The organism is Bradyrhizobium sp. MV1.5, assembly GCF_055807615.1.
The window spans coordinates 1-26,364 of the sequence record NZ_JBVVPL010000045.1; the positions used below are offsets into that span (position 1 = coordinate 1).

The following is a 26,364-nucleotide window of genomic DNA, read 5'->3' on the forward strand; positions in this document are numbered from 1 at the left end:
GCGGGATCAATCTCATTCTTGTGTTCGGCATCCGATCCCATCGCGGTCACGTGCTGTCCCGGTTCCAGCCATTCCGCGCGCAGCAGCGGCTGTACGGCCGGCGTGGTCGTGACAATCACATGCGAGCCCATCACGGCGCGTCTCGGCTCCGCATATGCCCTTACGGGAAATCCCAATTGTACGGACAGGTCTTGCGCCACGGTTGTGGCCTTGGAGTGATCACGAGCCCAGATGCGCGCTTCGTGGATCGGCCGCACAAGCGAAAGAGCCTGCAGCTGCAACTTCGCCTGCATTCCGGCTCCCAGGATCGCAGCTACCGCTGCATCTCTGCGGGCCAAGTACTTGGCTGCCACTGCACCTGCGGCTGCCGTGCGCACGTCGGTCAAATAGCCATTGTCCAGTAAGAGTGCTTGAACCAAACCGGTTTTGCTAGAAAGCAGCACCATCATGCCATTAGTGCTCGGTAGTCCGATCTTCGGATTATCAAAAAAACCGGGGCTGATCTTAATGGCAAAGCCGTCGAGACCGGGCACATAGGCCGTCTTGACGTCCACCTCACCACGATGTTCGGGAATATCCAAGCGAAGGATTGGTGGCATCGCGACTGGCTTGGTCGCGAGCGAATGGAAGGCCTCCTCAATGCAATGAACTGCTCGCAGGTCGAGCGACACGATTTGCTTTAGATCGCGTTCTGTCAAAATCTTCATTCTTGGCATCAGACCTGCTCCCGAAATGGATCGCTATGCCCGTTTACGACACGGCGGTGGAGTTCCATGTCGATATTGCGACCCGAGAGCACGAGAGCGACCGGGCCCCGTATTGCATCTATTTTGCGAGCGAGCAGCGCTGCAATTCCGACAGAGCCAGCGCCTTCGAGGATTTCGCGTTCTTTTTCGTAAGCATGGCGGATTCCAGTCGCGATCTCGCTCTCGCTCAGCAACACGACATCATCGAGCAGAGCTCGACACATAGCGAACGTCAGCTTGTTGTCGTGGCCAACGCCACCACCGAGGGAATCGGCAAGGCTTGAAAATTCTTTGACCTGTACCGGACGCCCTGCGTCGAGGCTTGCCTTCATTGCCGCGCCGCGTTCCATACTAATTCCTATCACCCTCGCATGAGGCTGCATGCCCTTGACGGCTGCTGCGATCCCAGCCGCCAAGCCGCCGCCAGAGAGGGGTACAAGCACGGTGGCGACATCGGGCATTGCTTCGACTATGTCGAGACCGATCGTCCCTTGTCCTGCCACGATGTCCGGATGATCGAAGGGCGGCACCATCACCAGCCCGTCTTTGGCCACCAGGCGCTCAACTTCTTGCTGCGCCTCGTCCTGTGAATCACCAATGATTCGCACGTCGGCACCGAGGCGCCGGATCTCAGACACCTTATTGCCCGGCACTAGCCGCGACATGCAGATGGTCGCATACGAACCTAACGCTTGGGCTGCATGAGCAAGTGCTCGACCATGATTTCCCGTAGAGGCGGCAACGACTCCTCGGGATCGCTCCGGTTCGGTGAGCTTTAGGATAGCATTGCTAGCACCTCGCAACTTGAAGCTGCCGGTCGATTGGTGATGCTCAAGTTTCAAGCTCACCGTAGTGCTGCAAAACTCCGAGAGCGTCGGTGACTGCACGAGTGGCGTCGGGACGATGTGCCCGGCGATTCGTCGGCGGGCTTCCTGAATCGTATTGAGACTGATCATAGGCACCTTTCAAGTCAAACAACGACTCCATGCGATGCACCCCATCGTGGTCCATCAGAGAGGGCGCGGAGGCGCCCGCGACGAAGGCGAGGCCGAGCGCTGGCCGTCGCGAACCACGTTATCAGTCCAAGCTCTGGAGGCGGCTTCCGGCATTGTCGCATCGTAGAACAACGCTAGCTTGCCCCCATGATAGACGTTCTCACAGCGAAACGCAGCAATCGCGCTCTCAAAGGCAACCGGCCGCACTCGTAACTCGAACGCGTGCTGGTCAGGCGGCGCATAGTACGGTTTGCTTGGCACGATGATGCGAAGCGTCCGCACTATGCGGTCACCGGCTGCCTCAAAGCGGCATAGACCCTGTCGCCGCTTGCGCGCCTCCCAAACATCGCCCAGACTGACAACATTCCTCGGCCTGCGTCGCAGCACACCATTCTAGCAGTGCGCATCAATGGCGGACGCGCAATTCTACGCCCCGCTCGGGTCGATGCTGGTTTCTCGCTGCGCACGAAGAACAGCGGCTAAGGTTCGATCTCGTTGAACTTCGACGGCCGAGCGGGCGCGCCCGGCCATAAGACGCTCGCAGCCCTCCAACATCGCCGCCTCTAAGGACGCATTACGAACCGGCGGTTGAAGATGGGCCAGAAGCCGTTCGCTTCCCAGATCAAAGCTAGGAAAGTATCCTGCGATGCCGGATCGCGCGTATGCGAGATGCATGACCGTGAATGGTCCAATCGCCGACCAGCGCGGCGCCAGACCATGCACCAGACAGGCGTCAATCTGCTCTGGCGTGGCAATACCTTCGTTAACCAAATGAAGAGCTTCACGGAACAGCGCCGCTTGAAGGTGGTTAGCGATGAAGCCCGGCGCCTCCCGCACCATCGTCACGGGGACGCGCGCTAATCGTTTGTAGAAAGCGACGGTAGCGTCGATGGCCGCAGGGGCAGTAAAATCGGCACCCGCCACTTCCACCAAAGGAACCAAGTACGGCGGATTGAAGGGATGCCCGATAACGAACCTCTCGCAGGGCGGTCCATCGGACAATAGCTCCGTAACGGTGAAGGCAGACGTGGAACTCGCCAATACCACGCCCTCTCGAAGAGCAGGGATAACCTCCCGTAGGAGCGCGCGCTTAAGTTCCAACCGCTCTGGGCCGCTCTCCTGCACGAAGTCGCCCATGGAGACAGCCTCCGCAGCGGTCCCGACAAAGCGAACGCGAGAGGGGTCCGCACCTTGAGCTAGACCGAGCAACTCAAGGGAAGGCCACGCTCGCTCAATCAGAGAGTGAAGGCGCGCAGCTGCATCCTCTGCCGGGTCCCAGACAACGACGTCGAGGCCATGAGCCAAACACAGGGCCGCCCAGCCGCCACCGATCAGTCCCGAGCCCAAAAGAGACACGGTGCGGATCACAGGCAATGAGCTAGTCATACAATCTCTCCCTAGTTTAGGCCGTCACTCGGAGGCCTCTTGCAACTTTCCTTCCACACATACTTAGCGCGTCTCGCTCAGTGCCATGCGGAAGAGGTTCTCCCATCGACTCTCACCCGTGATGATTCGGTGCGGTCGCCGAATTGAGTGTAACGGTGTCTTTATCTCGATTGATGCAATGAGAAAGAGTTGGACGGTTAAATCCTGCATTGGGCTGATCTTTTTCGGGGATTTCAGCCGGTCAGCGGCGCAACCATGCGCCCAGCTGCCTTTGCGTGAAACACTTGAGAACGCTCGCAAAGAGAGACGCAATTCAATGCGTAACGTCCGCGAGCAATTTTGCAGATGGAGCGCCAGGATGGGAGAGTCGCGACGAGCTCCTAAGAGGGCGACTCATCGGTGCGGCAAGACGGGTCGCCGCATGAACTTGGCAAATGTGCTGGACGGCGCTTCTTCTAAATCTATTGCTCGACGAGCCGGCCGCCAGCCAACTCGCGCTCCTCGCATTTTGCCGAGTGATCCCAGAAGGCCAGAGCCTGCTTTCCTCGCCACGATTGTCCAGCACGAGATCACCGACGGCAGCCGCCTCCCTCCCTAACGCGGCGACCTCGTCACACGCGACAGCGCAAAGCAACTCGACAGCTCGACTCACAACGCCATACTGATGTCGCCGATGCGCATTCACGCGCTCGCCGTGTCGGCCGGTTAGGCCAGGCCAGCGGGGCGCCAAACGCCACCTATTCGGCCGTAACCGTAAACTGAACGTATCGCTGATACTAGGAATTTCGAATCGCAGTCACATCCGTGCGGGCCGCGGCCAGTCGTTGGCTGGGTGGATAAGGCAAATCCACGAAGGCAGTGCGCAGACCCTGCAGATCTTCAGATCGATGCTCTCGAGCTATTAGAACTTCAACGCATGAACGGCCTCAGCTTGACGCTTGCGTTCGGCCCAGCCGTCAGTGATCAAGAATGTGAGGCGCGACGCAACTAACTTGTCCAGAAAAGGTGTCTACTAGTCGCGAACTCAAGCTCGAAGCCTTCATCGCCTCAAATTTGGTGATTGTCGTCTCTTGGCATGGATAATGCAAGATCCTGCTTGCCGGCAAACAGAGGTCGCGGCTCGCTGTTCCGCCCTGTTCGAAAGACTTTCCCCGACTCACGAGGCGCTAGATGCCGCACTCTGTGGCGGAGACACCGTGAAGAGCGGCATCAATGTTTCAGCGAGACCGCGCCAGAATTACGTAGACCGGATCGCCTTAAGAAAGGATTTTGTCCTCTCATTCTGAGCACAACTGAAAATTGCCGACGGGGGACCTTCCTCGAGTATTCTACCATTGTGGAAAAAGCATACGCGATCAGCGACTTCTTGCGCAAACTCCATTTGGTGAGTGACGATTAGCATGGTCAAATCATCTTCGGCGCTGAGCTGCCGCATAACTTGAAGAACCTCATAGACAAGCTCTGGGTCCAGGGCGGATGTAACTTCGTCGAACAGCATCACCTTCGGTCGCATCGCCAGCGCTCTCGCGATTGCGACACGTTGCTGCTGCCCGCCCGATAGCTGCGAAGGATAATGGTCTTTCTTGTCATCCAGCCCAACTCGCTTCAGTAGTATCATCGCGCGTTCACGAGCTTCGCTGGCACCTAGTCCCAGAACATGAGCTGGTGCTTCCATTACGTTCTGAATCGCCGTCATGTGAGGGAAGAGATTAAATTGCTGAAATACCATCCCGATCTTGCCGCGAATGGCGCGCAAATGCGACTCGGTTGCGGGTACAAGCGATCCCTTTTCCATCCGATGCGTAAAAAGCTCGCCCTCGACCTTGATGCATCCGTCTTGGATCGATTCGAGAGTCATTAGTGTGCGAAGCAAGGTCGTTTTTCCTGAACCAGATGGCCCAATCAACGCGACCTTTTCACCCTTTCGTACCGATAGACTTAGCTTATCAAGAACAACAAGCGACCCGTATCTCTTAACGACCTCGCAGAACTCAACAATCGGTTGCTCCGCGCGAGCTTCACGATTTGCTCCGTCGACAGCCACTTCTCTCTCCATTCTACCGTCCCAAGGCAAGATTCTGCCCACTCGAACCACTCGTTCCGATGTGACTAGACAGTTCGCACAGTAGGCACTTCAGGAGCGATCCCAGCTGCCCCCCCACTGGACGCAGCCTGCCTGCCATCCGCAGCGTTGAAGTACCTTTCCGCCCTACGAATTATCGCTGATGAAACCAGCGTGAGAACCAGGAATATCACCCCGACGATCGTGATAGGCTCGACGTATCTGAAAGTTTCCGATCCGATCATCTTCGCTCTGCTCATCATTTCAAGGACCGTGATGACGGACAAAATCGGTGTTGCCTTGAACATATCTATGAGAAAGTTTCCCAGTGCAGGCACCATCGGGGGAATTGCCTGAGGGAGAATGATGCGCTGATATGCTTTGCGCACGCCCATGTTCAATGCTCGCACGGCCTCCCATTGCCCTCTCGGCACAGCGTCGAGACCTGCCCGATAAACCTCGGCTATGAAGCATCCGTAGTAGAGGCCTAACGAGAGCAGCCCGGCAGCCATCGGCGATAAAGTTACGCCAAACTCTGGAGCAACGAAGAAGACTACGTATATCTGAATCAAGAGCGGCGTCGATCGAATGAATTCGATGACAGACCAGCTTAGGCACTTAAGAACAACGCTCGAGCTTCGACGAGCGAGCGACAAAGGCAGCCCAATAACAAGCGCCAATAAGTATCCCAGGATCGTTGCTTGGATTGTTACGACCGCGCCCTGAAGAAGGGTTGGCAATATCGACCAAGCAAATCCGAAGTCAAAAAAGTCGTTCATGCTAGCTTCCCCATACCGCCACGATTCACGGCGCGGTATAAAGCCGCCACTGAAAATGCAATCGCCTGAACAACGACGAAATATATTATGAGAGTTGATACGTATATTGGGACGGTTGCAAATGTCTGAATGTTCAAATTGTAGGCGTTGAAGGCAAGATCGTGGATCGTGATTAGTGATACTATCGATGTTGATTTGAACAATATGATTAGCAAATTCCCCCAAGGCAGGAGCATTGTAAGTAGCGCTTGGGGCAGCACGATTCGTCGCATCGCTAAGCGCTTTGTCATATTAAGCGCTATAGTCGCTTCAATCTGCGCGCGTGGCACTGAAATAATCGCGCCTCTGACAACCTCACTGCCATAGGCGCCCATGTTAAGCCCCAAGGCTGCGATTGCAACGGCGTAAGGAGGGAGCAAAATACCAAAGTGAGGCAAAACGTAGAACAGCCAGAAGAGCTGAACGAGCAGCGACGTTCCGCGAAAAAACTCCACGTAGCAAGCTGCTATCCATCTAGCCATCCGAAGGCGCGATAGCTTAGCGAAGCCGGCGATAAAGGCCATCACAACAGCTACTAACGACGCTGCACCTGCAATTAGAAGCGATACTACGGCGCCCTTGAGGAGGAGGGGAATGAATTCGGCCGCGGCCATTGGTTCAGTCGACCTTGGAGCATTGTTTCGATGTTGTCATCTCGCCGGGAGGTTGGGGAGTCACCCCGTATTTCGAATAGATAGCCTTCGCCTCGTCGGACCCTAAGTACTCCTTAAGAGCGGCATTGAAGGCTTCACGGAGAGAGACATCACTCTTCCGGAACGGAACGGAGGAATAAGATACGGCCCATTCTGACGTTGTAAACGGCGTGGCAGCCTCGACTGCTCCTCCTCCCTTTTCCGCCATTGACTTAACGCTTCCTGGCGTGAGAGCCGCAGCGTCCGCCCGCCCCGATATAACGGTGGCCAGCATGGCACCGGGATCTTGCAGCGGGACAGTTCGATCCGCGGGCACCCCCGCCTTCAGAATATATTTCTGCTCTGCCGCCCCCGCCATCACCGCAACGCGAACGTCTGGATTCTTTGCGGCGTCTTCATAGCTGTGCAAGCTCTTAGGGTTGCCTTTCTTTACGAGCATAGCACCCTCGAGCTTGGAAATCGGCTCACCGAAAGAGACAGCAGCGCATCGAGCGGGAAGGATGAACATCGGGGTGGCAAGGTCGAAGCGACCAGCATTCAAGCCAGGGATAAGCGAAGCCCATTCGGTAAGAACCGGACGAACCTCTTTGATGCCCATCCTCTTGAAGATGGCTACAACCTGCTCTGCATTCAGACCGGCAGCCTGGCCGTCGGGGCCCATAAATACGTACGGCGGCTCGTTGGAAAACCCGAATGAGACGCCATTGGCACGGGCACGCTCAAGAGAGTCATCCGCAAATGCCGCCGATGATGCAGCGAACAGCGATCCGAAAGCAATGGCTATAACTGCACCGCGAAGCGTAACCATGTTTTCCTCCTTGGGATCGGATTTCACGATCGTTGCAGTCGCGCCCGCACTCATCCTTGGCGCCGCGACTAACTACCACCACATCTTCTCAACTTGTCAGCCTCAATCTGCAGCCCTCGGCTTTTCTTGCTTACAGAGGCAATAAATTCGCGGAGCGCTAAGAACGTTTGGTTAGAGAGCGCAGAGCTTTTCGCGTGGTCCGGCCGCCCTCCCCAAAGGTCTTGCGCCTTCCAATTGCTAGTGTAGAGGGCGCTCAGCGAGCAAAACCAGCAAAAAAGGCGCTCAACAAAGCAACTTTATGCAAATTTGGCCTCATACGCGCATGTGTCCCGCGCCGCCTTACCAGAAGTTGCAGTTATTCGACCTCACCTACGGAGGTACTTTCCTTGCAAGCGGTCTTATTTTTGTCGCCTCCACCTGCAGATTGCCACGTTGCTTTGAGTCGGGACCATTTGTCCGGCTCCTGATCGTGCAGACGATGGCACTGGAGCCGGTAGGGACTCAATGCGCTCCATGCACGAGGAGTCCATGTTTCTTCCGATCGTCTCGCCAACCGCTGTGCCGCACCTCGTTCGAGCAAGCCGATCTCTGATATCGTGGGGGCTCAGCAGGGCAGACGCTCTTGTCCACGACTGCTTCAATCAATGGTGCCGGCCGGAGTTTACACATCCGGCCGGCGCTCTTAACTAGTTATACTTGCCGAGTTCGGCCGTCAGCTCCGGAACCGCCTGATAGAGGTCGGCGACCAGGCCGTAATCGGCGACCTGGAAGATCGGCGCGTCCTCGTCCTTGTTGATCGCGACGATCACCTTGGAGTCCTTCATGCCGGCCAGATGCTGGATCGCGCCGGAAATGCCGACCGCGACATAGAGCTCGGGGGCCACGACCTTGCCGGTCTGGCCGACCTGCCAGTCGTTCGGGGCATAGCCCGCATCCACCGCGGCGCGCGAAGCGCCGACGCCGGCGCCGAGCTTGTCGGCGAGCGGCTCGATGTACTTTGCGAAGTTCTCGCGGCTCTGCATGGCGCGGCCACCGGAGACGATGATCTTGGCCGAGGTCAGCTCGGGACGGTCACTCTTCGCGACCTCCTCGCCGACAAAGGACGACAGGCCCGGATCGGCCGCCGCCGCGACGCTCTCGACCGACGCGCTGCCGCCTTCACCCGCTGCGGCGAAGGTGGAGGTGCGCACCGTGATGACCTTCTTGGCGTCCTTCGACTTCACCGTCTGGATGGCGTTGCCGGCGTAGATCGGGCGCTCATAGGTGTCGGGGGCGATCACCTTGGTGATCTCCGAGACCTGCATGACGTCGAGCAGGGCCGCGACGCGCGGCATCACGTTCTTGAAGCGCGAGGTCGCGGGCGCGACGATGGCGTCATAGGACGGCGCCAGCGAGACGATCAGCGCGGCCAGTGGCTCGGCCAGATCGTGCGCGTAAAGCGCGCCGTCGGCGAGCAGCACCTTCTTCACACCGGCGAGCTTTGCCGCGGCGTCCGCCGCGGCCTTGGCGTTCTCGCCGGCCACCAGAACCTCGACGTCCGCGCCGAGCGCGGCCGCTGCGGTCAGGGCCTTGTTGGTCGCATCCTTGAGCGACGCATTGTCGTGTTCGGCAATCAGAAGCGTCGTCATCAGAGCACCCCGGCTTCGTTCTTGAGTTTCGACACCAGCTCGGCGACGTCCTTGACCTTGACGCCCGCCTTGCGGCCCGCCGGCTCGGTCGTCTTGAGAACCTCGAGGCGCGCGGTGAGATCGACGCCGTAATCGGCGGCAGTCTTGTCCGCAATCGGCTTCTTTTTGGCCTTCATGATGTTCGGCAGCGAGGCGTAGCGCGGCTCGTTGAGACGGAGATCGGTGGTGACGATCGCCGGTCCCTTCAGCTTCACGGTCTGCAAGCCGCCGTCGACTTCGCGGGTGACCTTGAAGTCGCTGCCTTCGACCTCGAGCTTCGAGGCGAAGGTCGCCTGCGACCAGCCGAGCAGCGCGGCCAGCATCTGGCCGGTCTGATTGCTGTCGTCGTCGATCGCCTGCTTGCCGAGAATGATCAGGCCCGGCTGCTCTTCGTCCGCAATCTTCTTCAGGATCTTGGCGACGGCGAGCGGCTCGACCGCACCCTCGGCCTTCACCAGGATGCCGCGATCGGCACCCATGGCGAGACCGGTGCGGATCGTTTCCGACGCCTGCGCCGGTCCGATGGAGACCACCACGACTTCGGTCGCCTTGCCGGCTTCCTTCAGGCGCAGCGCTTCTTCGACAGCAATTTCGTCGAACGGGTTCATCGACATTTTGACGTTGGCGAGTTCAACACCCGATCCATCGCTCTTGACGCGGACCTTGACGTTGTAATCGACCACCCGCTTTACCGGCACCAAGACCTTCATCGATCCTCTCTCTTTAAGACTCCGCCTTTGGCGCACCTTAAACTCGTCGAGTGTCCTCCTGAGTTGCACACTACGAGAAAGTTTAAAGGCCCATCGTTAAGTACCCTGCATTCAAGCTGCTAGCGCGCCGAACTTAGAAGTGATGCTCAACTAGTGCCCCTCTGCAAGTCCAGCTAAGTTCGCCAGTTATGAGGCGTACTACGAACAGAATTGGCTTGCAAACCTCGCGCAGTAATTCAGCAGCTGTACCTTCAGCTCTTCAGCTCCACAGCAGCAGTGGTCAAATCAAAGGCCCCCGGCGGGCATGCCGGAGGCCTTCTTGGAGGTTAACTTAGCTCAGTAAAGCCGTTCGGTTTTCTCCTTGCGCTAGTTGGTCGGAAAACTCACCAGGCGCGTTGAGCGCGGAGCAGCAGCGCCAAGCTGTTCTGATCCTTGAGCTCATAGGCGCCCGCGGGCTTGGCGATGCCTGCTTGGGTCGGCAGCGTGACAGTGCTTCCGCTCGCATACTTCTGGTCGAGCATGACGTAAGCAACTTCGGCCGTGAACGTCAGATTCTTGACAGGATTCCAACGCGTGGTGGCACCCACAACTGAGTAGTTGAAGTCAGGGTTACAACCGCCGAGGCCGCTCGATAGCGCGAGCGTCGTCACAAAGGCGCCGCAGATGTAGCCCTTGGCAGTGCTGTTGTACCGGACAGCACCGATTCCGCCCCAGAGCGAACTGCTCCAGCTTGCGTTCCAGTTGTGGGTATAACCGCCATTGAAGCCATAGCTAGTGGTCAACTGCTGACCGGCGCCGGTAACGAAGACAGAGTCAGAGAGCCCAGCGAGGCCAACGCTCTGGTAAGCTCCCGTCCCCCCCGTAGCGCCGTACAGACCGAAAGTGTAGGGCCCATAGGGCTGGAAGTTGTACCCCGTAGCGCCGTTGGTATACACGCCCTGGATGTTGATCGTGTCACCCGGACCGGTCGGGATGTTTTTGATCGACAGCGCCAGCTGCCCAGCCCAACCCCACTTATCGCCGGGATGACCGGTGGTTTCATCAACACCATAGTACGCAGCGTGATTGTCATGTGCGGCGACCGAGGCCTGGAAAAGACCCCAAGCCTGATCGACTCGCAGCTGCGCCACAAAGTCCGGAGTCCGCGACCCGCCAATGTCGCCAGCACCGTACGTGCCAGCCGCAAGACCTGCGGCGGTCGCACCACTCACGTTCCAAATATTGGTCGTGTTGCGAACAACCTGGTCCTCAGCCGAGAAGCTCGCCGTGATGCCCTGCCCAAAATCCGCCGTGTAGGCAACCTGGTTGACAGCCTCCCACCCGCCACCACCAGGCAAACCGTCGTAGCCGTTCGCTGGATAGTTGGTCCACGGGGAGGAGAACTGCGACTGCGCCCGACCAAAGGTGAAACCAGCGAACTGGATAAACGCATAGTAGATAGACAGGTTGCCGCCAGAGATCATTCCGCTACCACTTCCTGCGGGGTTACTCCCGCTATAGGCCGTGGCGCCATTAAGGGCAGTTGAACCGGCACCGTTATAGCCACCCGCAGTCCAGGTGAAGGCCAGCTCAGCGTACGTGCGAACAACACCATACTCAGTCGCCGTACGGGAATCGACACCGAGATCGAAACGGGATTGACCGGTGTAGTAGTTGCTCAGGCGATTGTGCGCGCCACCGAGACCGCCGGTCGGGGCAACCCAAAGGCCATTCGTACCCAGCCCCGCGGTCGCGCGCACATAACCACCTAGCTTGATACAGGTATCGCTTCCGGGGATGTAGAAAAATCCAGCACCATATAGAGAGCAGATTTTCACATACTCGATCGCCTTGGCCTTCACGGGAAGATCGGCAGCCTGCGCGCCAGCGCCCACGAACATTGCGGCTGAACCAAAGATAAGACTCTTCATCAACTTCATTGCTGAACCTCCAAGTTGGAAACGTCGTTTCCGTCCTTCAAAGATCCGCCGCTACTAGCCTCACCTACTGTGGGCGGGTGCTTGACGGACGACGTCGAGGTGCCCCCCCTCCGTCCGCTCAATGACTAATTGGCAAAATCACTTGCCGCAATTAATTAATGAACGATATCACTTTTCTGCCGTACATCGTTGCATTCAAGCAACACTTTCCAACGAGCGCCAAGGATGTCGGGTACGAGCAAAAAAGAACCCCTTGGGGGCATCCCAGAGGTTCTCATTGGAGATTTTGACGTGATCGCCGAAGAGCCTCTTCAACGATCTGGCCAAGACACTATCTGGGAATAATTATATTAGTCAATTTATTTCTACATGGCGTCTATGCGCGCCGGGCCTTTCCACCCGGCCTTAAGACGGATACCTCTCATCCAGTGCTGCCCATAGACCGGCTATCGGAAGCCACCGAGGTATGGCGGAATGACCAACATGGCTGAAAAAGAAAAAGTCGATAGGGCCGTAAGGGACTTCATCTGGAACATTGTCGAGATCCATTCCCAACTCGAGGAAATACACAAGAGTTGGGCCCAGGTGCTGGGATTAACGGAGCCGCAATGGCTGATCCTAATGGCGATCGATGAACTCGATGAAGGCCGCGGTGTGTCAGGAATTAGCGTCGCAAACAAGCTGCGAATCCATCCGACATTCGTCACCAACCAAACGAAGAAGCTAGAAACGATGGAATTTCTGGCTCGCGAGCAATCGCCCGATGATGCACGGTTCCTCCAAATGTCTTTGACTCAAAAGGCTCGTGCAGAAATCTCAAAGCTCTCGATGAAAAGAGATGCCCTCAACTCCGCATTGTTGGAGGGGCTAGACGAGGCATCGCTTGAGTATCTCAACAAGCGACTAGCCTCGTTCGCCAAAAATAGCCGATTGGCATCGCAAAAAATGAGCATAGGCGTCTTGTAGGCGGCAGAACCGCGATCGCTTACGCCGTGAATTGCAACCGGATGAATGTTGCTGTAGCGAAGCGAACGCGGCAAGGAGGACATTGAGCGCCTGGTGAGCCAACCGCCACGTGTTCAAAATATGGTCTTCGAAAAGCGTTAGTTTGAGCGCTGAGTACAACAGCGGCTCTGCCACGACTTATTGTGAAGCTGAGCCGATTTCTGGAGCGAGTGGTCATTTCAGATGCTAGCGCGCTCGTTTTGCGCAACTACGCGACAAGATCCTTTGGCTATTACCCAAATTCAATATTCGATCGGCGCACCTGCGAGCAAGGTCGGACGCTCTATTCCCATGCGCTTCTCATATTTCCATCATGGAGCTCTAGCTCTCGTGAGTTTGTTTTTCAGCCATCTAAAGACACAGTCATCTGCGGTCACGAAGTTCTCAACCTCCTCGCCAAAGCCTCCTCGAATGATCTGCGGCATAGCCAAGTCCAAATGGATGTACGCCGCCATACAATCAGCCTGTAGCTTGACAGCTTCCGATACGCTGACTACGCCGCGGCCGCCAGCCACCACGAGTATTGGGCAATTCAACTGTCGCGCTGACCGCGAGCGACATGCTGATATCCAGTCCTTGGCAGGGCCATCTGCGATGCCGGTTATCCAGCCGACGGACGTCGAAGTCCGCACCCAGTTCAAGATGCCACCGTCGCAAACCGCCGCAGCGACCCTCCGATCATACACTGCAAAATCAGTAGCTAGAGTAGCCGATAGTGCGTCGCCATAAACGCCGATTCGGCTGATATCGACCTCAGGCCGAGCCGACAAATAATCAAAACAGTGAGACAGTAGTGCCGCCGGTCTGCCGCGGGAGTGATTTAAGACGTCTGCATGAGAGACAACAAGGACAGACATTCCCCGCCCGATCACCACAGGCAGGAGCCTGCCGAGCAGCGTCGCTCCCTTTTCTTCTTCGCTGCTGACGCAAATGACCGCTGGGGCAGACAAACCGGTACTAGCAGCAGGCAAATAGTAGGCCTGAAGTTCGGCCCCGTCGAAGCAAGTTATTTCTACGCTCTCCACCTGATAGCCGAGAGCCGTTCCGAACCTTTGAACCCCAGCCTCAACCTTAGCTGAAACGCCTGCCTTGCCTGCATCATCATCAGCAACTAGCCTCCTGGCAACTTCGAAGGCAGTTAGCGCGCAAAGCCAAGCTTCCTTTGCTTCATCGAAGGCTAATTTGTTTATGTTGAGGTCAGCAAGACGGTAATAGGCATCTCCGGTCTTTGTCCATGTCGCCACCCAGTTTTGCCGAACCGTCCCCGCGCGGCCCTCATCAGACGGCAGATTGTCAAAAAAAGCCGATGCGCAGCGTCTTGTAGACGCAAGATCACCCCTCAACGGGGGCCAAGCACCAAAATCCATAGATTTGCCCTCGGTGCTGCTGGTTTCGAGTCAATTCCTATCGATGAGACGGTCGGCCTCTTGGGCTTCTGTTTCTGGAAACAAATATTATCAAGTTGCCAAAGCCGAAATAGTCGAATGGAGCACCGCGTAGCTCCGAAATTCGGCGCGAAAACCCATTTTGAGGACTCTTTCGGGCGCGCTGAAGCGTTTTGGCTATTCCCAAGAAACAAGAGAAGTCGTCGCAAGGAGCATTGAAACCTCTGTTCCCCAGTTCAGCGCGATGAAAAACATGTCGCGGTTGGCTATGCAGTAAGGACAACCAGGAGCGAAATGCAGGTTCTTTTGGAGCTCGCTTTTGCCAGATTACTAAAAAAGCGGGTCACCCCGAAGGAGTGACCCCGCCAAGTCAGGGACGAAACGCCCCCTAGGAAGGCCTCTGGATCAGGCCGCCGCCTGATCGATCGGCGAGAATGGCAGCCCAAGGCTTTCGGCCACAGCCTTGTAAGTTAGCCTGCCGCGATAGACATTCAGGCCTGCGCGCAGATGCGGATTTTCGAGCACAGCTGCGAACCCCTTGTTGGCCAAGGCCAAGCCAAAAGGCAGAGTCGCGTTGTTCAGGGCTTGGCTTGAGGTGAGCGGGACAGCCCCCGGCATATTGGCAACACAGTAGTGAATGACACCATCAACCTCGTAGGTCGGCTCGGCGTGTGTGGTCGCTCGCGACGTTTCGAAGCATCCGCCCTGATCGATAGCCACGTCGACAATCACGGCCCCCTTGCGCATTGAGCTCAGCATACCGCGGCTGACCAGCTTCGGCGCACTTGCACCCGGAACCAGAACGGCGCCGATCACGACGTCCGCGGCGAAGACCTCTTCCTCAACAGCATCGATTGTCGAGAATCTGGTACGTACCCGTCCTTCAAAGAGCTCATCCAGCTCGCGAAGCCGAGGTATCGAACGGTCCAGGATTGTCACCTCAGCACCCAGGCCGGCGGCCATGCGCGCAGCATGCGTGCCGACAACGCCGCCTCCAATCACCACGATACGGGCAGGTTGAACGCCTGGCACACCGCCGATCAACAGGCCGCGCCCACCGGCGTAACGTTTCAGTGCCGCACCAGCTGCCTCAATCGAAAGCCTTCCCGCGACCTCGCTCATCGGAGCAAGCAGCGGAAGCCCTCCATGCGCATCGGTAACGGTCTCGTAAGCAATGGCAGTACATCCCGACTTCATGAGGCCTTTAGCCTGCTCGGGGTCCGGCGCCAAATGCAGGTAAGTAAAAAGAATCTGGTTCTCTCGTAGCTGCGTCCACTCAGACGGCTGCGGCTCCTTAACCTTCACGATCATCTCGCTCGACGAAAACACCTCGCGAGCAGACTCGGCAATCCTCGCACCTGCTTTGCGATAACCATCATCTGCAGCGCCAATGCCTGCACCGGCACCCGTCTCCACCAGGACCGTGTGACCGGCAGCGACGTATTCCCGGACGGCTCCAGGTGTCAGGCCGACGCGGTATTCGTGCGTCTTGATTTCCTTGGGAACACCGACTTTCATATGCAATCTCCTTGGTGAGCGGTCCTTTGTAGTCGCAGCGGCGACACAAACCTGTAGCTACGACGCCCGAACGACGCATTAATTCGGCGATCTTTCACTCCCACGTGCAGTATTTCGGCAGATGGTGAGCCCCGATTTACAGTTACTTCCCATTGTATCGGGCGGAGCGCCTAGACGCGCCGCGCGTCGTTACTCCAGCGAAGTCAATCTTTTTGGCTCCACCTCTTCGTTGTTTTGCCCTATTCGCGATGCTCGATCGAATACGCGAAAAACGCTTTGCAGGAGGGCCTACGGGTTCATCAACGATGGATCTGGTTTTTCAGAAATTTGCCGAGCGATTGACCGAAAGCACGCATCGAGAGGCAATTCAGCAAAGCATGGCCGATGTCACCGCCGCATTGAACTTGTCTTTCTTCGCCTATCTTACGTTTCGCCGCACGCCTAGCAGTGCTCCGGACCTTATCTCGACTTATCCATCCTCCTGGACCGGTATCTATTTGCAGCGGGGCTATGACTCTGTCGATCCGGTAGTGCGTCATGCAATCCACCAGCCCAGGCCCTTTCGATGGGGGCTGGGATTCAGACTCGGAGATTGCCCGGATACCGAGCGCACGTTATTCGAAGAAGCCGCAAAATTTGGGATTCGATGTGGATTTACATTCCCGATCCACGATGATCACGGCCCGATTGCCGCGCTGAGTTTTGCGGGGGACGAGCGTAGCACTTGCTTCGAGCGTTCCTTGGTCGAGCACGCCCAGAGCCTGCGGCTCATCGCGAGCTTCTTTCATGCACACGCGAAGCGTTTTTTGACGATCGATCGCATGGTCGGCGGGGTCTTGTTGTCTCCTCGCGAGTACCAATGCCTTGAATGGTCCGCGCGCGGCAAATCAGCTTGCGATATCGGGACAATTCTCGGTATTGCCGAGCGAACCGCATGCTTTCACCTGGACAACGCCCGTGCAAAGCTCGGTGTCAGGTCGCTTCATCAAGCCATCGTGCTGTTAACGGAAGCAAAATCTCGAAAATAGATCATTAGCCGTCCACGAACACCTGTGCAACTACACAGGATGCTCTCGGGCCGAATCTCCCTGCTTAATTGCCGACACAAAGCAGGGAGACAAAAATGATGCAGCTCATCGCGCCCGAATACTACGGCGTATTCATCCACGATCTCGCAGAGATGCACCGGCTACGGTACCGCGTGTTCAAGCGGCGCCTAGACTGGAACGTCGAGGTCAGCGGTGACATGGAAGTCGACGAGTTTGACGTCCTCAGGCCGGTGCACCTGATCAACCGCTGCGCAGCCGGACAGATTCGAGGTTGCGTCCGGCTTTTGCCCTCGACCGGCCCAACTATGTTGAGAGACACCTTCCCGATCCTGCTGGACGGGGAGCCCGCACCACGAAGCAATCGGATCTGGGAAAGCAGCCGCTTCGCGCTCGATGTCCCCTCAGATGCTCCGAAGGCGGGAGGTGGACTTGCTGCAGCGACCTACGAGCTCTTTGCGGGCATGATTGAATTTGGCCTATTCACTGCGTTGACCGAAATCGTCACCGTCACCGACGCCCGGATGGAGCGTATTCTTAGGCGCGCAGGCTGGCCCCTTCGCAGGATTGGGAAAGCTCATGCTCTTGGAAACACCACAGCTGTTGCGGGGTGTCTGGAGGTATCAACCGATGCCTTGGAACGTGTCCGCAAGGCGGGGCTCATCTCAGGTCCGGTACTATGGGCTCCCGTCATCCGAACGGCTGGCTAGTATTTGCAAGCACGTACAATCGCGTCTTCGCTTCGAACCGAAGCAGATTGCCTAACCCGCTTATGGCTCACGATGCGCAAAAGCTCTCGACCAAGAGTCTCCCTACAAGCCGATAAGGCACTCGAATTGAAACACCTGAGGTGGGCCGTTGCTGCCGCCGATTGCGGCAGCTTTCGCGCAACCGCGGAATTGCTGAAGTCCCAACAATCCAGCGTCAGCCGAAGGATCGACGAGATTGAACACCACTTGGGTATCGTCATCTTCGAGCGTTATAGCGGAGGCGTGCGCCCTACCCAGGCCGGCCGCCAGGTGCTTCGGTACGCAAGGACGATCTTGGAAGAATTTGAGGCACTCATCGCAACGGCGACATCTGTTCATAACCGCGAAACCGGTCGTCTGACGGTTGGCTTCTGCACTTCGCTTTCTGCACGCAATTTGAAGGCTTTACTCCTCGCATTTAAGCAACGATTCCCGCAGATCGACCTCTCAACGGTGGAACGGTCGCGGATGCGTTTGGCAGCTGCACTTCGCAATGGCGCGCTTGATGTTCTGCTCGTAACAGGTAGCTTGCCATTGTTGGACGGCAAGGAAATGCTGCTTTGGAGCGAGCGCGTTCTGGTGGTCTTTCCGCATGATCATACGCTGGCGCGGCGCGAGAGTGTGTCCTGGACTGACCTCCGCGGCGAGACGGTGTTGCTGAGCTATTGCGATCCGGGAAAGGAACTCGAAGATCTGCTTATTTCTAAGCTCGTATCGGCCGAGGATCGCCCCAAAATCGAGCGCCACGAAGTCAGTCCAGGCATCATCAAGAGCCTGATCAGCATGCACACAGGAATAAGCCTGGTATTAGAATCCGATGTAGGAGCGAATTTTGGCGGTCTTGCGTATAGGGAGCTACGCGATGGGACGGGCCCGAGCCGCTTCGAGTTCTACGCTTATTGGCGCGGCGACAACAACAATCCAGCCCTGCAGGAATTCCTGCAGCTACTCTCCGACGTCATTCCTGGCGGCCGCTCTGACGTTGACGCCCTCGCCGGGCTTTCCGGAAACTCCGGTCCGCCGCCATGAAGCGCGCCAACATCGGCGCGATAAGCTTGGCCGGGTCGCCAATCGGCTGACCGGTCTCCTGCGCGAGGATATCCGCGTAGGCCACAAGATCCCGGTGGATGCTCGCAGGTAATTCGTGCGTGACTTTGACCGGTTTATCGTCTTCGATTGCACTGAGTTTGAGTTTGGTCAACCTTAACCTCTATACGGTTCGAGCACCAGATCGCGATTGACGATGACCCGCACGGGAAATCCCGGACGAATTGTCAACGTCGGCTGGATGTTGAGATTGCGACGGACCACCTGCTGGCCAGTCTGGTTGGCCGAATCCGCTGCCCCGCGCCGGAGCGCGGCAATGAGGTCGCTGTTGGAGCTACCGGTGTCCGCTCCGGAATTCACCTCGGTGCCGACGGCGAGCAGCGTCGAGAGCGCAGCTGCCCCCAATAACTCCTTCCAATGGTTGTCGACCTCATCCTCAAGCCCAGAGTAGCCGGCGGCATCTGCGCCCGGCTGCCGCTCCAGCACGAGCGACCGCCCATTTGGCATGATGAGGCGCGTCCACACCAGGAGTACGCGCGATTGGCCAAATGCGACTTGGCTATCATACGTCCCGATCAACCGGGCTCCTTGCGGGATAAGGCGAGCTCGCCCGGTAGGGGAATCATATACCGCTTCTGTGACTTGGGCCGTGATCTGCCCAGGCAGGTCGGACCGAATCCCCGTGATAAGAGCAGCCGGAATGACCGTTCCCGCCTGGACCACAAAGGGAGAGACCGGTCTTGCGAGGCGATCGGGACTCGTGGTTCGACGGTCAACGGAAGCACTGACGAACGCAAGTTTTCGATCCTGGCCATTCTGGGCAAATGCTTCGTCAGATGGCGCTGCATTTGATGGGGCTTCACTTGGCGATGTGACAGGGGCCTGTGCGCGGACGCTCGTGCTGGCAAACACCTTGCTGGTGCGTGCCGCCTCGCTCTCCTGATTGACGCGCTGCTGTTCAGCGTCAACACCAAGCGGGCTGGGGGTCGAAGAGCCCTGTGCTGCGACGATCGGCCGGCCAAGATCGCCGGGTAAAGGTGGTCCAAGGCGCGGCACCTCCTTCGGGATCTCAGCATAATCCTTCGGCAAGGTTGCAAGCTGATCAGCGACATTGTGGTGGTCGGTCGCGTAAAGCTCCTCGGCGGCCGGCGAGCGCGATCGCTTCTCCTGCAGAGCCCAGAAGACCGCACCAGAGATGAGCACCAGAAAAAGGGCGCTGCCGCCCGCAAGCACCTTACGCGATAGGCGCGTAACTTGCGGCCGATCTGGCCGGAGCCGAAGGGTTTCGGCGATATCTTCCGGCGGCTTAACCCGAGGAGCGTCCTTGGGCGTGTCATTCGGCTGGCCAGTCTCTGTCACAGCGACCTCCCGTCGGTTCGGAGGATCCTAACCTTCTGCTGGTGCTCCTCGCCCAGCCTCAGTTCCGCGGCGGCGAACAGCCGGTCGACGATCAACACATTGCCGTAAGCGCGATAGTTGACGAGTTCGGTTTTGCCGTCAGGCCCGATCACGAACAGCGGCGGCATCTCGCCCTGGCCGACGCCGGGCGAAAACTCGATATAGACCTTGCGCCCATCGTCATAGGCATTGACAGGACGCCACGGTGGGCTGTCTCCCTCGATGGCGTAGCGGTAACGGCGCTGCGCCTGACCCGGGATGACGGGTGTGGGCGGCAGAGCTCGACCACGCGCGGTCCGGTCCTCCGGATAGAACCATGTGACCTGTGGCATGTAGGGCCTTTCGCGGGAGCGCAGTTCCATCAGGTAAGTGCGGCGATCGGTGTTGATGACGAGATTGGTCTCAATCGAGGAGCGCGTCGGCTTCACCATGATGTGCACACGTCGCGTGTCGCCGCTGCCGCTTTCGGTATCGCCGACCACCCAACGCACAGTATCACCCGCGGCAACTGGTCCCGAGCCGATCAGCTGCTCGCCGGGCTCCAGCGCAATGTCCGTGATCTGCCCCGGCGCGACATAGATTTGATAAAGAGCGCCCGGACTATACGAAAACACCTGCACCGCATTGAAGTAGCCAGCCTTCCGCGGCTGCACACGTGCGGCGTCATTCGCGGTCTCAATCCGTTCAATCGGCTCCTTGGCTTCCGCGTTCTTGCCGCCGCGGGCCGCCTTCCAGGCCGGTGGGACATGCAGCGGCCGCGGCCGGTCGTCGGCAAGCGCCGGCAGATCTGGAGCTGGCGGGACATCGCTATCGTAACTAATTTGCGGCGGTTTGAACGTGGTGCAACCGCCAAGGGTGGACACACCAACAATAAGAGCCAGAGCCAGGCTCGGGCGGCCCCTCTGTGACGCAATAACGAGACCTGACGGCATGACTAGCCCAGCTCCTTCGACCAGTTGATGGCGTTGACGTAGATGCCAAGGGGATTTTTGCGTAGGCGATCGAGATCGCGAGGCATCTCCACGATGACGCTGACGATCGCGCTCCACCGCTCGGTTACGGCCAGCTGACCGTTGTCGTAGCGGCGTTCGACCCAAGCGAGGCGAAAGCTCTCAGGAGATGCCCGAACGACGCTCGAGACCTCGATCGCAATTTGCGTCTTGCCGAGCTTGGCGAACGGATCGTTGTTGCGGGCGTAGTCATTCAGTGCGGCCGCACCGCGATCGGTTGTAAAGTCGTAGGCGTGGAGCCAGTTTTCGCGCAGGACGATGGCGTCCATCGGCAGGCCACGCACATGCTCGATGAAGCGCGCCAGGTGAAAAGCTACTTGCGGATCGGTCGGTTGATAGCTGGCATTTGCCGGAGCTACGGCTTTCGCTTCGCCCAATTGATCGACCTCGACCACCCAGGGCGTGATCGTCCCGTGCGCCGATTGCCAGACCAGGGCGCCGGCGAGAGCAGCCGATAAGAAGAGGGAGCCAAAGGCCATCAGGCGCCAGTTCTTGGCCTGCACGCGCGCAGACCCAATGCGATCATCCCAGACCTGGGCTGCGCGTTGATAGGGAGTGACGGCTTCTGGCGTGCGGCCATAGTGAACAGCCGATCGTTTGAACATTGCTTGACCTCAAGTGACGGGGGAGAAAATGGAGTTGGCCGATCAGAAGAGTCAGCGATCCTCTTGCGAGAGGTCGACAGATCCGCCGCCGCCTCCGTGATCACCCGAACGGATCGCGTGGGTTGCTGCTGATGCGCCATGGCTGATCGTCTGCGCTCTCTTCATGCGCCGAACCCAAGAGGGCGCACTGTCTGACGCTCTCGGGGCGCCCCCTTCCCCCTTACCGGCGTCGCTCGCCGTTCCACCAAGACCAGCTGCGACCGAACGCAGGGGACTTACAGCCCCGGATGCGCTCGCCTCGGAGCCGGACTGACTCCCCGCCCGAAACACGCTTATGGTGCCGCTTGCAATCGCGCTTCCACCGCGTGCGGCACCTGCAATCGCTCCGCCGGCAAGCCCGGCAACGCCAGCCGCAAGGCCAGCGCCAGCCGCAACGACTCCACCGGCGGCAAGTCCCGTCCCGACGGCGCTGCCCGCGCCGAGCTGCGGACCTCCGGAGACGATGCCATTGGCAATCCCAGGTCCGAAAATGCCGAGGCCCAACAAGGCGAGAGCGCCGAGCACCAGCGCCATCGCGTTCTCGATGGTCGGCTGATTGCCGCCGAAACCTGCCGTGAACTGCGAGAACAAGGTCGATCCAATGCCGACGATGACGGCGAGGACCAAAACCTTGACGCCGGAGGAGATGACGTTGCCCAGCACGCGTTCGGCCGCAAAGGCGGTCTTGCCGAACAGACCGAAGGGGATCAGGACGAAACCTGCAAGCGTCGTCAGCTTGAACTCGATCAGCGTGACGAAGAGCTGGATGGCGAGAATAAAGAAGGCGAGCAGCACCACGATCCAGGCGAACAGCAGGACCGCGATCTGGACGAAATTTTCGAAGAAGCTGACATACCCCATCAGGCCCGAGATGGAGTCCAGGATCGGACGGCCGGCATCGAGCCCCACTTGCGCGATCCGACCTGGCCGCAAGAAATCTGCCGATGACAGGCTCGTGCCCGAGGCTTTGAGGCCAAGACCTGCAAAGCTCTCGAAGACGATGCGGGCAAGGCTGTTCCAATTACCGATCAGGTAGGCAAAGACACCGACAAACAAGGTTTTCTTGACCAGTCGGGCAAGAATCTCCTCATCACTTCCGAGGGACCAGAACAGGCCCGCAAGCGTGAGGTCGATTGCAGCTAACGTCGTGGCGAGATATCCGACTTCGCCTCCGACCAGGCCAAATCCGGAATCGATGTAGCGGGTGAAGGCTTCCAGAAACTGGTCGATGACGGAGGTGCCACCCATTGCTCACTCGCTTTGGCTTGGAATGGAGGGTGAGAGCGACGGCAGGCGGCTTTCGTCCTTACGCGGCCGCGGGGAGGAAAATGGCGCCGTGCCCGCATTGCTGTCCGAACCGTTTACCGATCCGCTTTTCCCCAAGAACTGGCTGCGCCGTTCCGCCCAGATCCTCTCGCATTCGAGAAGAGCCTCTTTCTGCTCGTAGGTGACGGTGCGGCATTGCTCGAGCTTTGCCGCCGCCGGATCGGGCTTCGCAGCGAGCGAGGCGGAAGATTTGGTCGCACTGTCGTCGCCGCGCAGGCGAATGGCGCAGGCGGCGACGACCAGGACTATGAGGCTAACTGCCACCGTCATCGGCAGCCGTTCAAATCTGTTCTTCATCATCAGTGGAACATCTGCACGGTTGTCGGTTGATAGCCCTGACCTTGGGTCAGAAAGCGCCGCAGCTGCTCCCTCCCCTGATCCTGGGCTACTGCTCTTTGCGCGGCTTCGAGCGTTTGCGCGCGCCCCTGCGCGGCCACGGTCGCGGTGAGATCAGCAAGCTGCTGGGCTTGCAGTGCAAGGAGCTGGTTGCCGGCCTGACTTGCCTGCAGAGCACCTGACGCGCCCTGGCTCGCCGTGACCAGGGCCGACATCTGGGTGCGGTTGGTATCGAGATTGCCGACGACGGTTGCCTGCACCCGCATGGCGTCCTGCAGGCCGGCAACCGCATTCTGCCAGCGGGTCTTGGCGTTGGCGACGAGGAGCCCATTGGACATGCTCGCGGATGCCGGCGCATAAGTTGTCGAGAACGCGAGATCGATCTGCTGGACATCGTAGGCAATGCGCTGCGCTTGACTGAGCAGCTGCTGCGTGCGCTGGATCGATTGCTCGAGCTGCTGCAACGACGAATACGGCAGGCTCGCCAGGTTCTTCGCCTGATTGATCAACATCTGCGCTTCGTTTTGCAGCGACGTGATCTGGTTGTTGATCTGTTGCAGCTCGCGCGCGGCCGTCAGCACATTTTGCACGTAGTTGTTGGGATCGAACACGATCCACTGTGCCTTTCCTTCCCGGGGCGCTTGGGTCAGGCTAATTGCGATGATGCTTGCTGCCAGCAGCGGACGGAGACGTTTCATGACAAGCCACCTTCCTTGGCAAGCTGCGGAATGAGATTGCAGGCCCAGCTGAGGTCGCGCGCCTTGAGCCAGCCGGTGACGAAATCGTCTCGTCCGTGCTCTTCAAGAACCCGCTCGATGAGAGCCTGGTCGGTCTTGGACGACGCGGCCGCAAAGGTGAGCGCGATTTCGCCAAGACCAAGCTCGAACAGGCGGTTGCCCCGGCGCGACTGGCAGTAGTAGTCGCGCTTTGGCGTCGCGCGGGCGAGGATCTCGATCTGCCGGTCATTCAGTCCAAAGCGCCGGTAGACCGCCATGATTTGCGGCTCGATCGCGCGGTCATTGGGAAGCAGGATCCGGGTCAGGCAGCTCTCGATAATGGCGGGCGCAATTGCGGAGCCATCGATATCGGCCAGCGACTGGGTCGCAAACACGACGGAGGCGTTCTTCTTGCGCAGCGTCTTCAGCCATTCGCGGAGCTTACCGGCAAAATCGGCATCGTCCAGCGCAAGCCAGCCCTCATCGATGATGAGAAGGGTCGGACGGCCGTCGAAGCGATCCTCAATCCGGTGGAACAAATAGGAGAGAACCGCCGGCGCGACACCGGTCCCGATCAACCCGTCAGTCTCAAACACCTGGACGGAGGTCTCTCCCAGCCGTTCACCTTCGGCATCCAGCAGCCGCTCAAACGGCCCGCCGAGGCAATAGGGTTGCAGCGCGCGCTTCAAGGCATTGGATTGCAGAAGAACGGACAAGCCCGTCAGCGTCCGCTCCCGAACTGGCGCCGAGGCGAGCGAGGTCAAGGCCGACCAGACATGATCCTTGGTCTCGGGCGTGACCTCGATGCGCTCGCGCGTAAGGATCGAAGCAATCCAATCGGCTGCCCAACCGCGCTCACCGATATCCTCGATATGCGCAAGCGGCTGGAGCGCCACGAATTCTGTCGAGTCTCCACCAACTGCGCCGCCGAGATCATACCAGTCGCCACCCATGGCGATCGCCGCCGCACGGATCGACCCACCGAAATCGAAGGCAAAGATCTGAGCGGCCGGATATCGCCGGAACTGCAGCGCCATCAGCGCGAGCAGCACCGATTTGCCGGCGCCCGTCGGCCCAATCACCAAGGTATGTCCGACATCCCCGACATGGAGCGAGAAGCGGAAAGGGGTCGATCCTTCCGTCTTGCCGAAGAACAGCGGAGGCGCCTTGAAATGATGGTCCCTCACCTCTCCCGCCCAGACCGCAGAGAGCGGGATCATGTGGGCGAGATTTAGCGTCGACACCGGCGGCTGGCGCACGTTTGCATAGACCTGACCCGGCAGGCTGCCGAGCCAGGCCTCAACGGCATTCACTGTCTCGGTCATGGAGGTAAAGTCCCGGCCCTGGATCACCTTATCAACGAGGCGGAGCTTTTCGTCCGCCGCGTGCGGATCCCTGTCCCAGACCGTGACGGTTGCCGTCACAAAGGCCTCTCCAATCTGATCCGAGCCGAGTTCCTGGAGCGCGTGATCTGCATCCATCGCCTTGTTGTGGGCATCGGTATCCAGAAGCGTGGACGCCTCGTTGGTCATCACCTCCTTCAGGATCGCGGCAATCGACTTGCGCTTGGCAAACCATTGCCGCCTGATCCTGGTCAGGAGCTTGAGAGCATCCGTCTTGTCGAGCATGATCGCCCGCGTCGACCAGCGGTACGGGAATGCGAGGCGGTTCAGATCATCGAGGATCCCGGGCGTCGTCGCAGTGGGAAACCCCACAACCGTCAAGACACGCACATGCGCGTCACCCAGCATCGGCTCAAGCCCGCCGATTAGCGGCTGATCGGCAAGCAGCGCATCGAGATACATCGGGATTTCCGGCACCCGAACACGATGCCGCTTGGTCGACACCGTCGAGTGCAGGTAAGTCAGCGTTTGCTCGTCTTCGAGCCAGCCGCATTCCGGCATAAAGCCCTCAACGAGCTGCAGCACGCGGTTGGTCCGGTCGACGAAGCCACTCAGCACCTCGCGCGCATCCGCTCCCGCGCTGCGATGGCCGCCCTCGTACAGGAGACGCTCTGCCACAGCTGCACTCTCTGCAGGCGGCAGATAAAGGAAGGTCAGGTAGTAGCTCGATTCATAATGGCTGCCGGCCTCCTCGAATTGCGCTTTCCGCTCCGCATCCACCAGGGCGGATGCGACATCCGGGAATGTGTCGGGCGGATAGCGCCCTGCCGAATGCCGTTGCGCCTCGACAAAAACCGCCCAACCGGATCCGAGACGCCGGAGCGCATTGTTCAGCCGGCTTGCGACCGCAACAAGCTCGGCCGGCACGGAACTGTCGAGGTCCGGTCCCCTGAACCGCGCCGTCCGCTGAAGTGAGGCGTCCTTGTTCAATACAATTCCCTCGTCGACCAGAGCAGCCCAAGGCAGGAAATCAGCAAGGCGCGTATTCGAGCGGCGGTATTCGGCAAGATTCATCAT

At 58.6% G+C, this 26,364-nt stretch carries 24 protein-coding genes; 4 read left to right on the forward strand and 20 right to left on the reverse strand.

Translation table 11 applies throughout. From position 1 onward, the window contains the following. The 10 genes from AC0L2J_RS29295 to AC0L2J_RS29340 form a co-directional block, all read right to left on the reverse strand. Positions 1 to 716: cyclodeaminase (locus AC0L2J_RS29295; protein WP_473395318.1), on the reverse strand; the 716-nt coding region annotated here is incomplete at its 3' end. After that, a complete protein-coding gene (gene eutB, locus AC0L2J_RS29300; RefSeq protein ID WP_473395319.1) occupies positions 716 to 1,702 on the reverse strand; it encodes a hydroxyectoine utilization dehydratase EutB in 987 nt (328 codons plus the stop codon). The genes eutB and AC0L2J_RS29295, both read right to left, overlap by 1 nt. A 465-nt stretch (positions 1,703 to 2,167) precedes the next feature. Continuing rightward, a complete protein-coding gene (locus tag AC0L2J_RS29305; protein WP_473395320.1) occupies positions 2,168 to 3,127 on the reverse strand; it encodes a 3-hydroxyacyl-CoA dehydrogenase NAD-binding domain-containing protein in 960 nt (319 codons plus the stop codon). 1,237 nt (positions 3,128 to 4,364) lie between these two features. Next, positions 4,365 to 5,183: an ectoine/hydroxyectoine ABC transporter ATP-binding protein EhuA gene (ehuA, locus tag AC0L2J_RS29310; protein ID WP_473395321.1), complete on the reverse strand. Its 819-nt coding sequence runs from the start codon at positions 5,181 to 5,183 to the stop codon at positions 4,365 to 4,367. Between the two features lie 53 nt (positions 5,184 to 5,236). After that, positions 5,237 to 5,968: an ectoine/hydroxyectoine ABC transporter permease subunit EhuD gene (gene ehuD, locus AC0L2J_RS29315; RefSeq protein WP_473395322.1), complete on the reverse strand. Its 732-nt coding sequence runs from the start codon at positions 5,966 to 5,968 to the stop codon at positions 5,237 to 5,239. After that, positions 5,965 to 6,621 carry an ectoine/hydroxyectoine ABC transporter permease subunit EhuC gene (ehuC, locus tag AC0L2J_RS29320; protein ID WP_473395323.1) on the reverse strand — a complete coding sequence of 219 codons (657 nt, stop codon included), beginning with the start codon at positions 6,619 to 6,621 and terminating at the stop codon, positions 5,965 to 5,967. The genes ehuD and ehuC overlap by 4 nt, the downstream gene beginning before the upstream one ends. Before the next feature lie 4 nt (positions 6,622 to 6,625). Beyond that, entirely contained in the window at positions 6,626 to 7,522 is an 897-nt protein-coding gene (gene ehuB / locus AC0L2J_RS29325; protein ID WP_473395324.1) for an ectoine/hydroxyectoine ABC transporter substrate-binding protein EhuB, read from the reverse strand. Positions 7,523 to 8,154: 632 nt separating this feature from the next. Next, positions 8,155 to 9,096: an electron transfer flavoprotein subunit alpha/FixB family protein gene (locus AC0L2J_RS29330; protein WP_473395325.1), complete on the reverse strand. Its 942-nt coding sequence runs from the start codon at positions 9,094 to 9,096 to the stop codon at positions 8,155 to 8,157. After that, entirely contained in the window at positions 9,096 to 9,845 is a 750-nt protein-coding gene (locus AC0L2J_RS29335; RefSeq protein ID WP_018453239.1) for an electron transfer flavoprotein subunit beta/FixA family protein, read from the reverse strand. Before AC0L2J_RS29335 ends, AC0L2J_RS29330 begins: the two co-directional genes overlap by 1 nt. 383 nt (positions 9,846 to 10,228) lie before the next feature. After that, a complete protein-coding gene (locus AC0L2J_RS29340; RefSeq protein ID WP_473395326.1) occupies positions 10,229 to 11,764 on the reverse strand; it encodes a porin in 1,536 nt (511 codons plus the stop codon). A gap of 483 nt (positions 11,765 to 12,247) precedes the next feature. Here AC0L2J_RS29340 and AC0L2J_RS29345 point away from each other — a divergent pair, with 483 nt between their 5' ends. Then, entirely contained in the window at positions 12,248 to 12,730 is a 483-nt protein-coding gene (locus AC0L2J_RS29345) for a MarR family winged helix-turn-helix transcriptional regulator (RefSeq protein ID WP_473395327.1), read from the forward strand. 350 nt (positions 12,731 to 13,080) lie between these two features. Here AC0L2J_RS29345 and AC0L2J_RS29350 read toward each other — a convergent pair whose 3' ends face one another. Next, complete coding sequence (locus tag AC0L2J_RS29350; protein ID WP_473395328.1) at positions 13,081 to 14,136, reverse strand: alpha/beta hydrolase family protein; 1,056 nt, start codon at positions 14,134 to 14,136, stop codon at positions 13,081 to 13,083. 423 nt (positions 14,137 to 14,559) lie between these two features. Next, on the reverse strand, positions 14,560 to 15,672 hold the full coding sequence (gene ald / locus AC0L2J_RS29355; protein WP_473395329.1) for an alanine dehydrogenase: 1,113 nt from the start codon (positions 15,670 to 15,672) through the stop codon (positions 14,560 to 14,562). Positions 15,673 to 15,977: 305 nt separating this feature from the next. Here ald and AC0L2J_RS29360 point away from each other — a divergent pair, with 305 nt between their 5' ends. The 3 genes from AC0L2J_RS29360 to AC0L2J_RS29370 all read left to right on the forward strand — a co-directional run bounded on the left by AC0L2J_RS29360 (position 15,978) and on the right by AC0L2J_RS29370 (position 18,496). After that, on the forward strand, positions 15,978 to 16,700 hold the full coding sequence (locus tag AC0L2J_RS29360; RefSeq protein WP_473395330.1) for a LuxR family transcriptional regulator: 723 nt from the start codon (positions 15,978 to 15,980) through the stop codon (positions 16,698 to 16,700). A 95-nt stretch (positions 16,701 to 16,795) separates the two neighbouring features. Further along, positions 16,796 to 17,428: an acyl-homoserine-lactone synthase gene (locus AC0L2J_RS29365; protein ID WP_473395331.1), complete on the forward strand. Its 633-nt coding sequence runs from the start codon at positions 16,796 to 16,798 to the stop codon at positions 17,426 to 17,428. A 72-nt stretch (positions 17,429 to 17,500) separates the two neighbouring features. Beyond that, positions 17,501 to 18,496, forward strand: coding sequence for a LysR family transcriptional regulator (locus AC0L2J_RS29370; protein WP_473395332.1), 996 nt, complete (start codon positions 17,501 to 17,503; stop codon positions 18,494 to 18,496). Here the strand turns inward: AC0L2J_RS29370 and AC0L2J_RS29375 are convergent. Genes AC0L2J_RS29375 through trbE form a run of 8 tightly spaced genes read right to left on the reverse strand, consistent with a single transcriptional unit; the run spans position 18,426 to position 26,364 of the window. Further along, positions 18,426 to 18,668: a DUF2274 domain-containing protein gene (locus tag AC0L2J_RS29375; RefSeq protein ID WP_473395333.1), complete on the reverse strand. Its 243-nt coding sequence runs from the start codon at positions 18,666 to 18,668 to the stop codon at positions 18,426 to 18,428. The two genes, AC0L2J_RS29370 and AC0L2J_RS29375, sit on opposite strands and share 71 nt — an antisense overlap. A 2-nt stretch (positions 18,669 to 18,670) precedes the next feature. After that, complete coding sequence (locus tag AC0L2J_RS29380; RefSeq protein WP_473395334.1) at positions 18,671 to 19,873, reverse strand: TraB/TrbI/VirB10 family type IV secretion system protein; 1,203 nt, start codon at positions 19,871 to 19,873, stop codon at positions 18,671 to 18,673. Then, positions 19,870 to 20,844 (reverse strand): P-type conjugative transfer protein TrbG, encoded by a 975-nt coding sequence (gene trbG / locus AC0L2J_RS29385; RefSeq protein ID WP_473395336.1) that lies wholly within the window; start codon positions 20,842 to 20,844, stop codon positions 19,870 to 19,872. The genes AC0L2J_RS29380 and trbG overlap by 4 nt, the downstream gene beginning before the upstream one ends. 2 nt (positions 20,845 to 20,846) lie before the next feature. After that, positions 20,847 to 21,527 (reverse strand): conjugal transfer protein TrbF, encoded by a 681-nt coding sequence (trbF, locus tag AC0L2J_RS29390; protein WP_473395337.1) that lies wholly within the window; start codon positions 21,525 to 21,527, stop codon positions 20,847 to 20,849. A 51-nt stretch (positions 21,528 to 21,578) separates the two neighbouring features. Beyond that, positions 21,579 to 22,814 (reverse strand): P-type conjugative transfer protein TrbL, encoded by a 1,236-nt coding sequence (trbL, locus tag AC0L2J_RS29395; RefSeq protein ID WP_473395338.1) that lies wholly within the window; start codon positions 22,812 to 22,814, stop codon positions 21,579 to 21,581. Positions 22,815 to 22,817: 3 nt separating this feature from the next. Further along, a complete protein-coding gene (gene trbK-alt / locus AC0L2J_RS29400; protein ID WP_473395339.1) occupies positions 22,818 to 23,192 on the reverse strand; it encodes a putative entry exclusion protein TrbK-alt in 375 nt (124 codons plus the stop codon). After that, entirely contained in the window at positions 23,192 to 23,926 is a 735-nt protein-coding gene (gene trbJ / locus AC0L2J_RS29405) for a P-type conjugative transfer protein TrbJ (protein ID WP_473395340.1), read from the reverse strand. Before trbJ ends, trbK-alt begins: the two co-directional genes overlap by 1 nt. Then, the gene (gene trbE / locus AC0L2J_RS29410) at positions 23,923 to 26,364 is read right to left on the reverse strand and encodes a conjugal transfer protein TrbE (protein ID WP_473395341.1); all 2,442 of its coding nucleotides are present in this window, start codon (positions 26,362 to 26,364) and stop codon (positions 23,923 to 23,925) included. The genes trbJ and trbE overlap by 4 nt, the downstream gene beginning before the upstream one ends.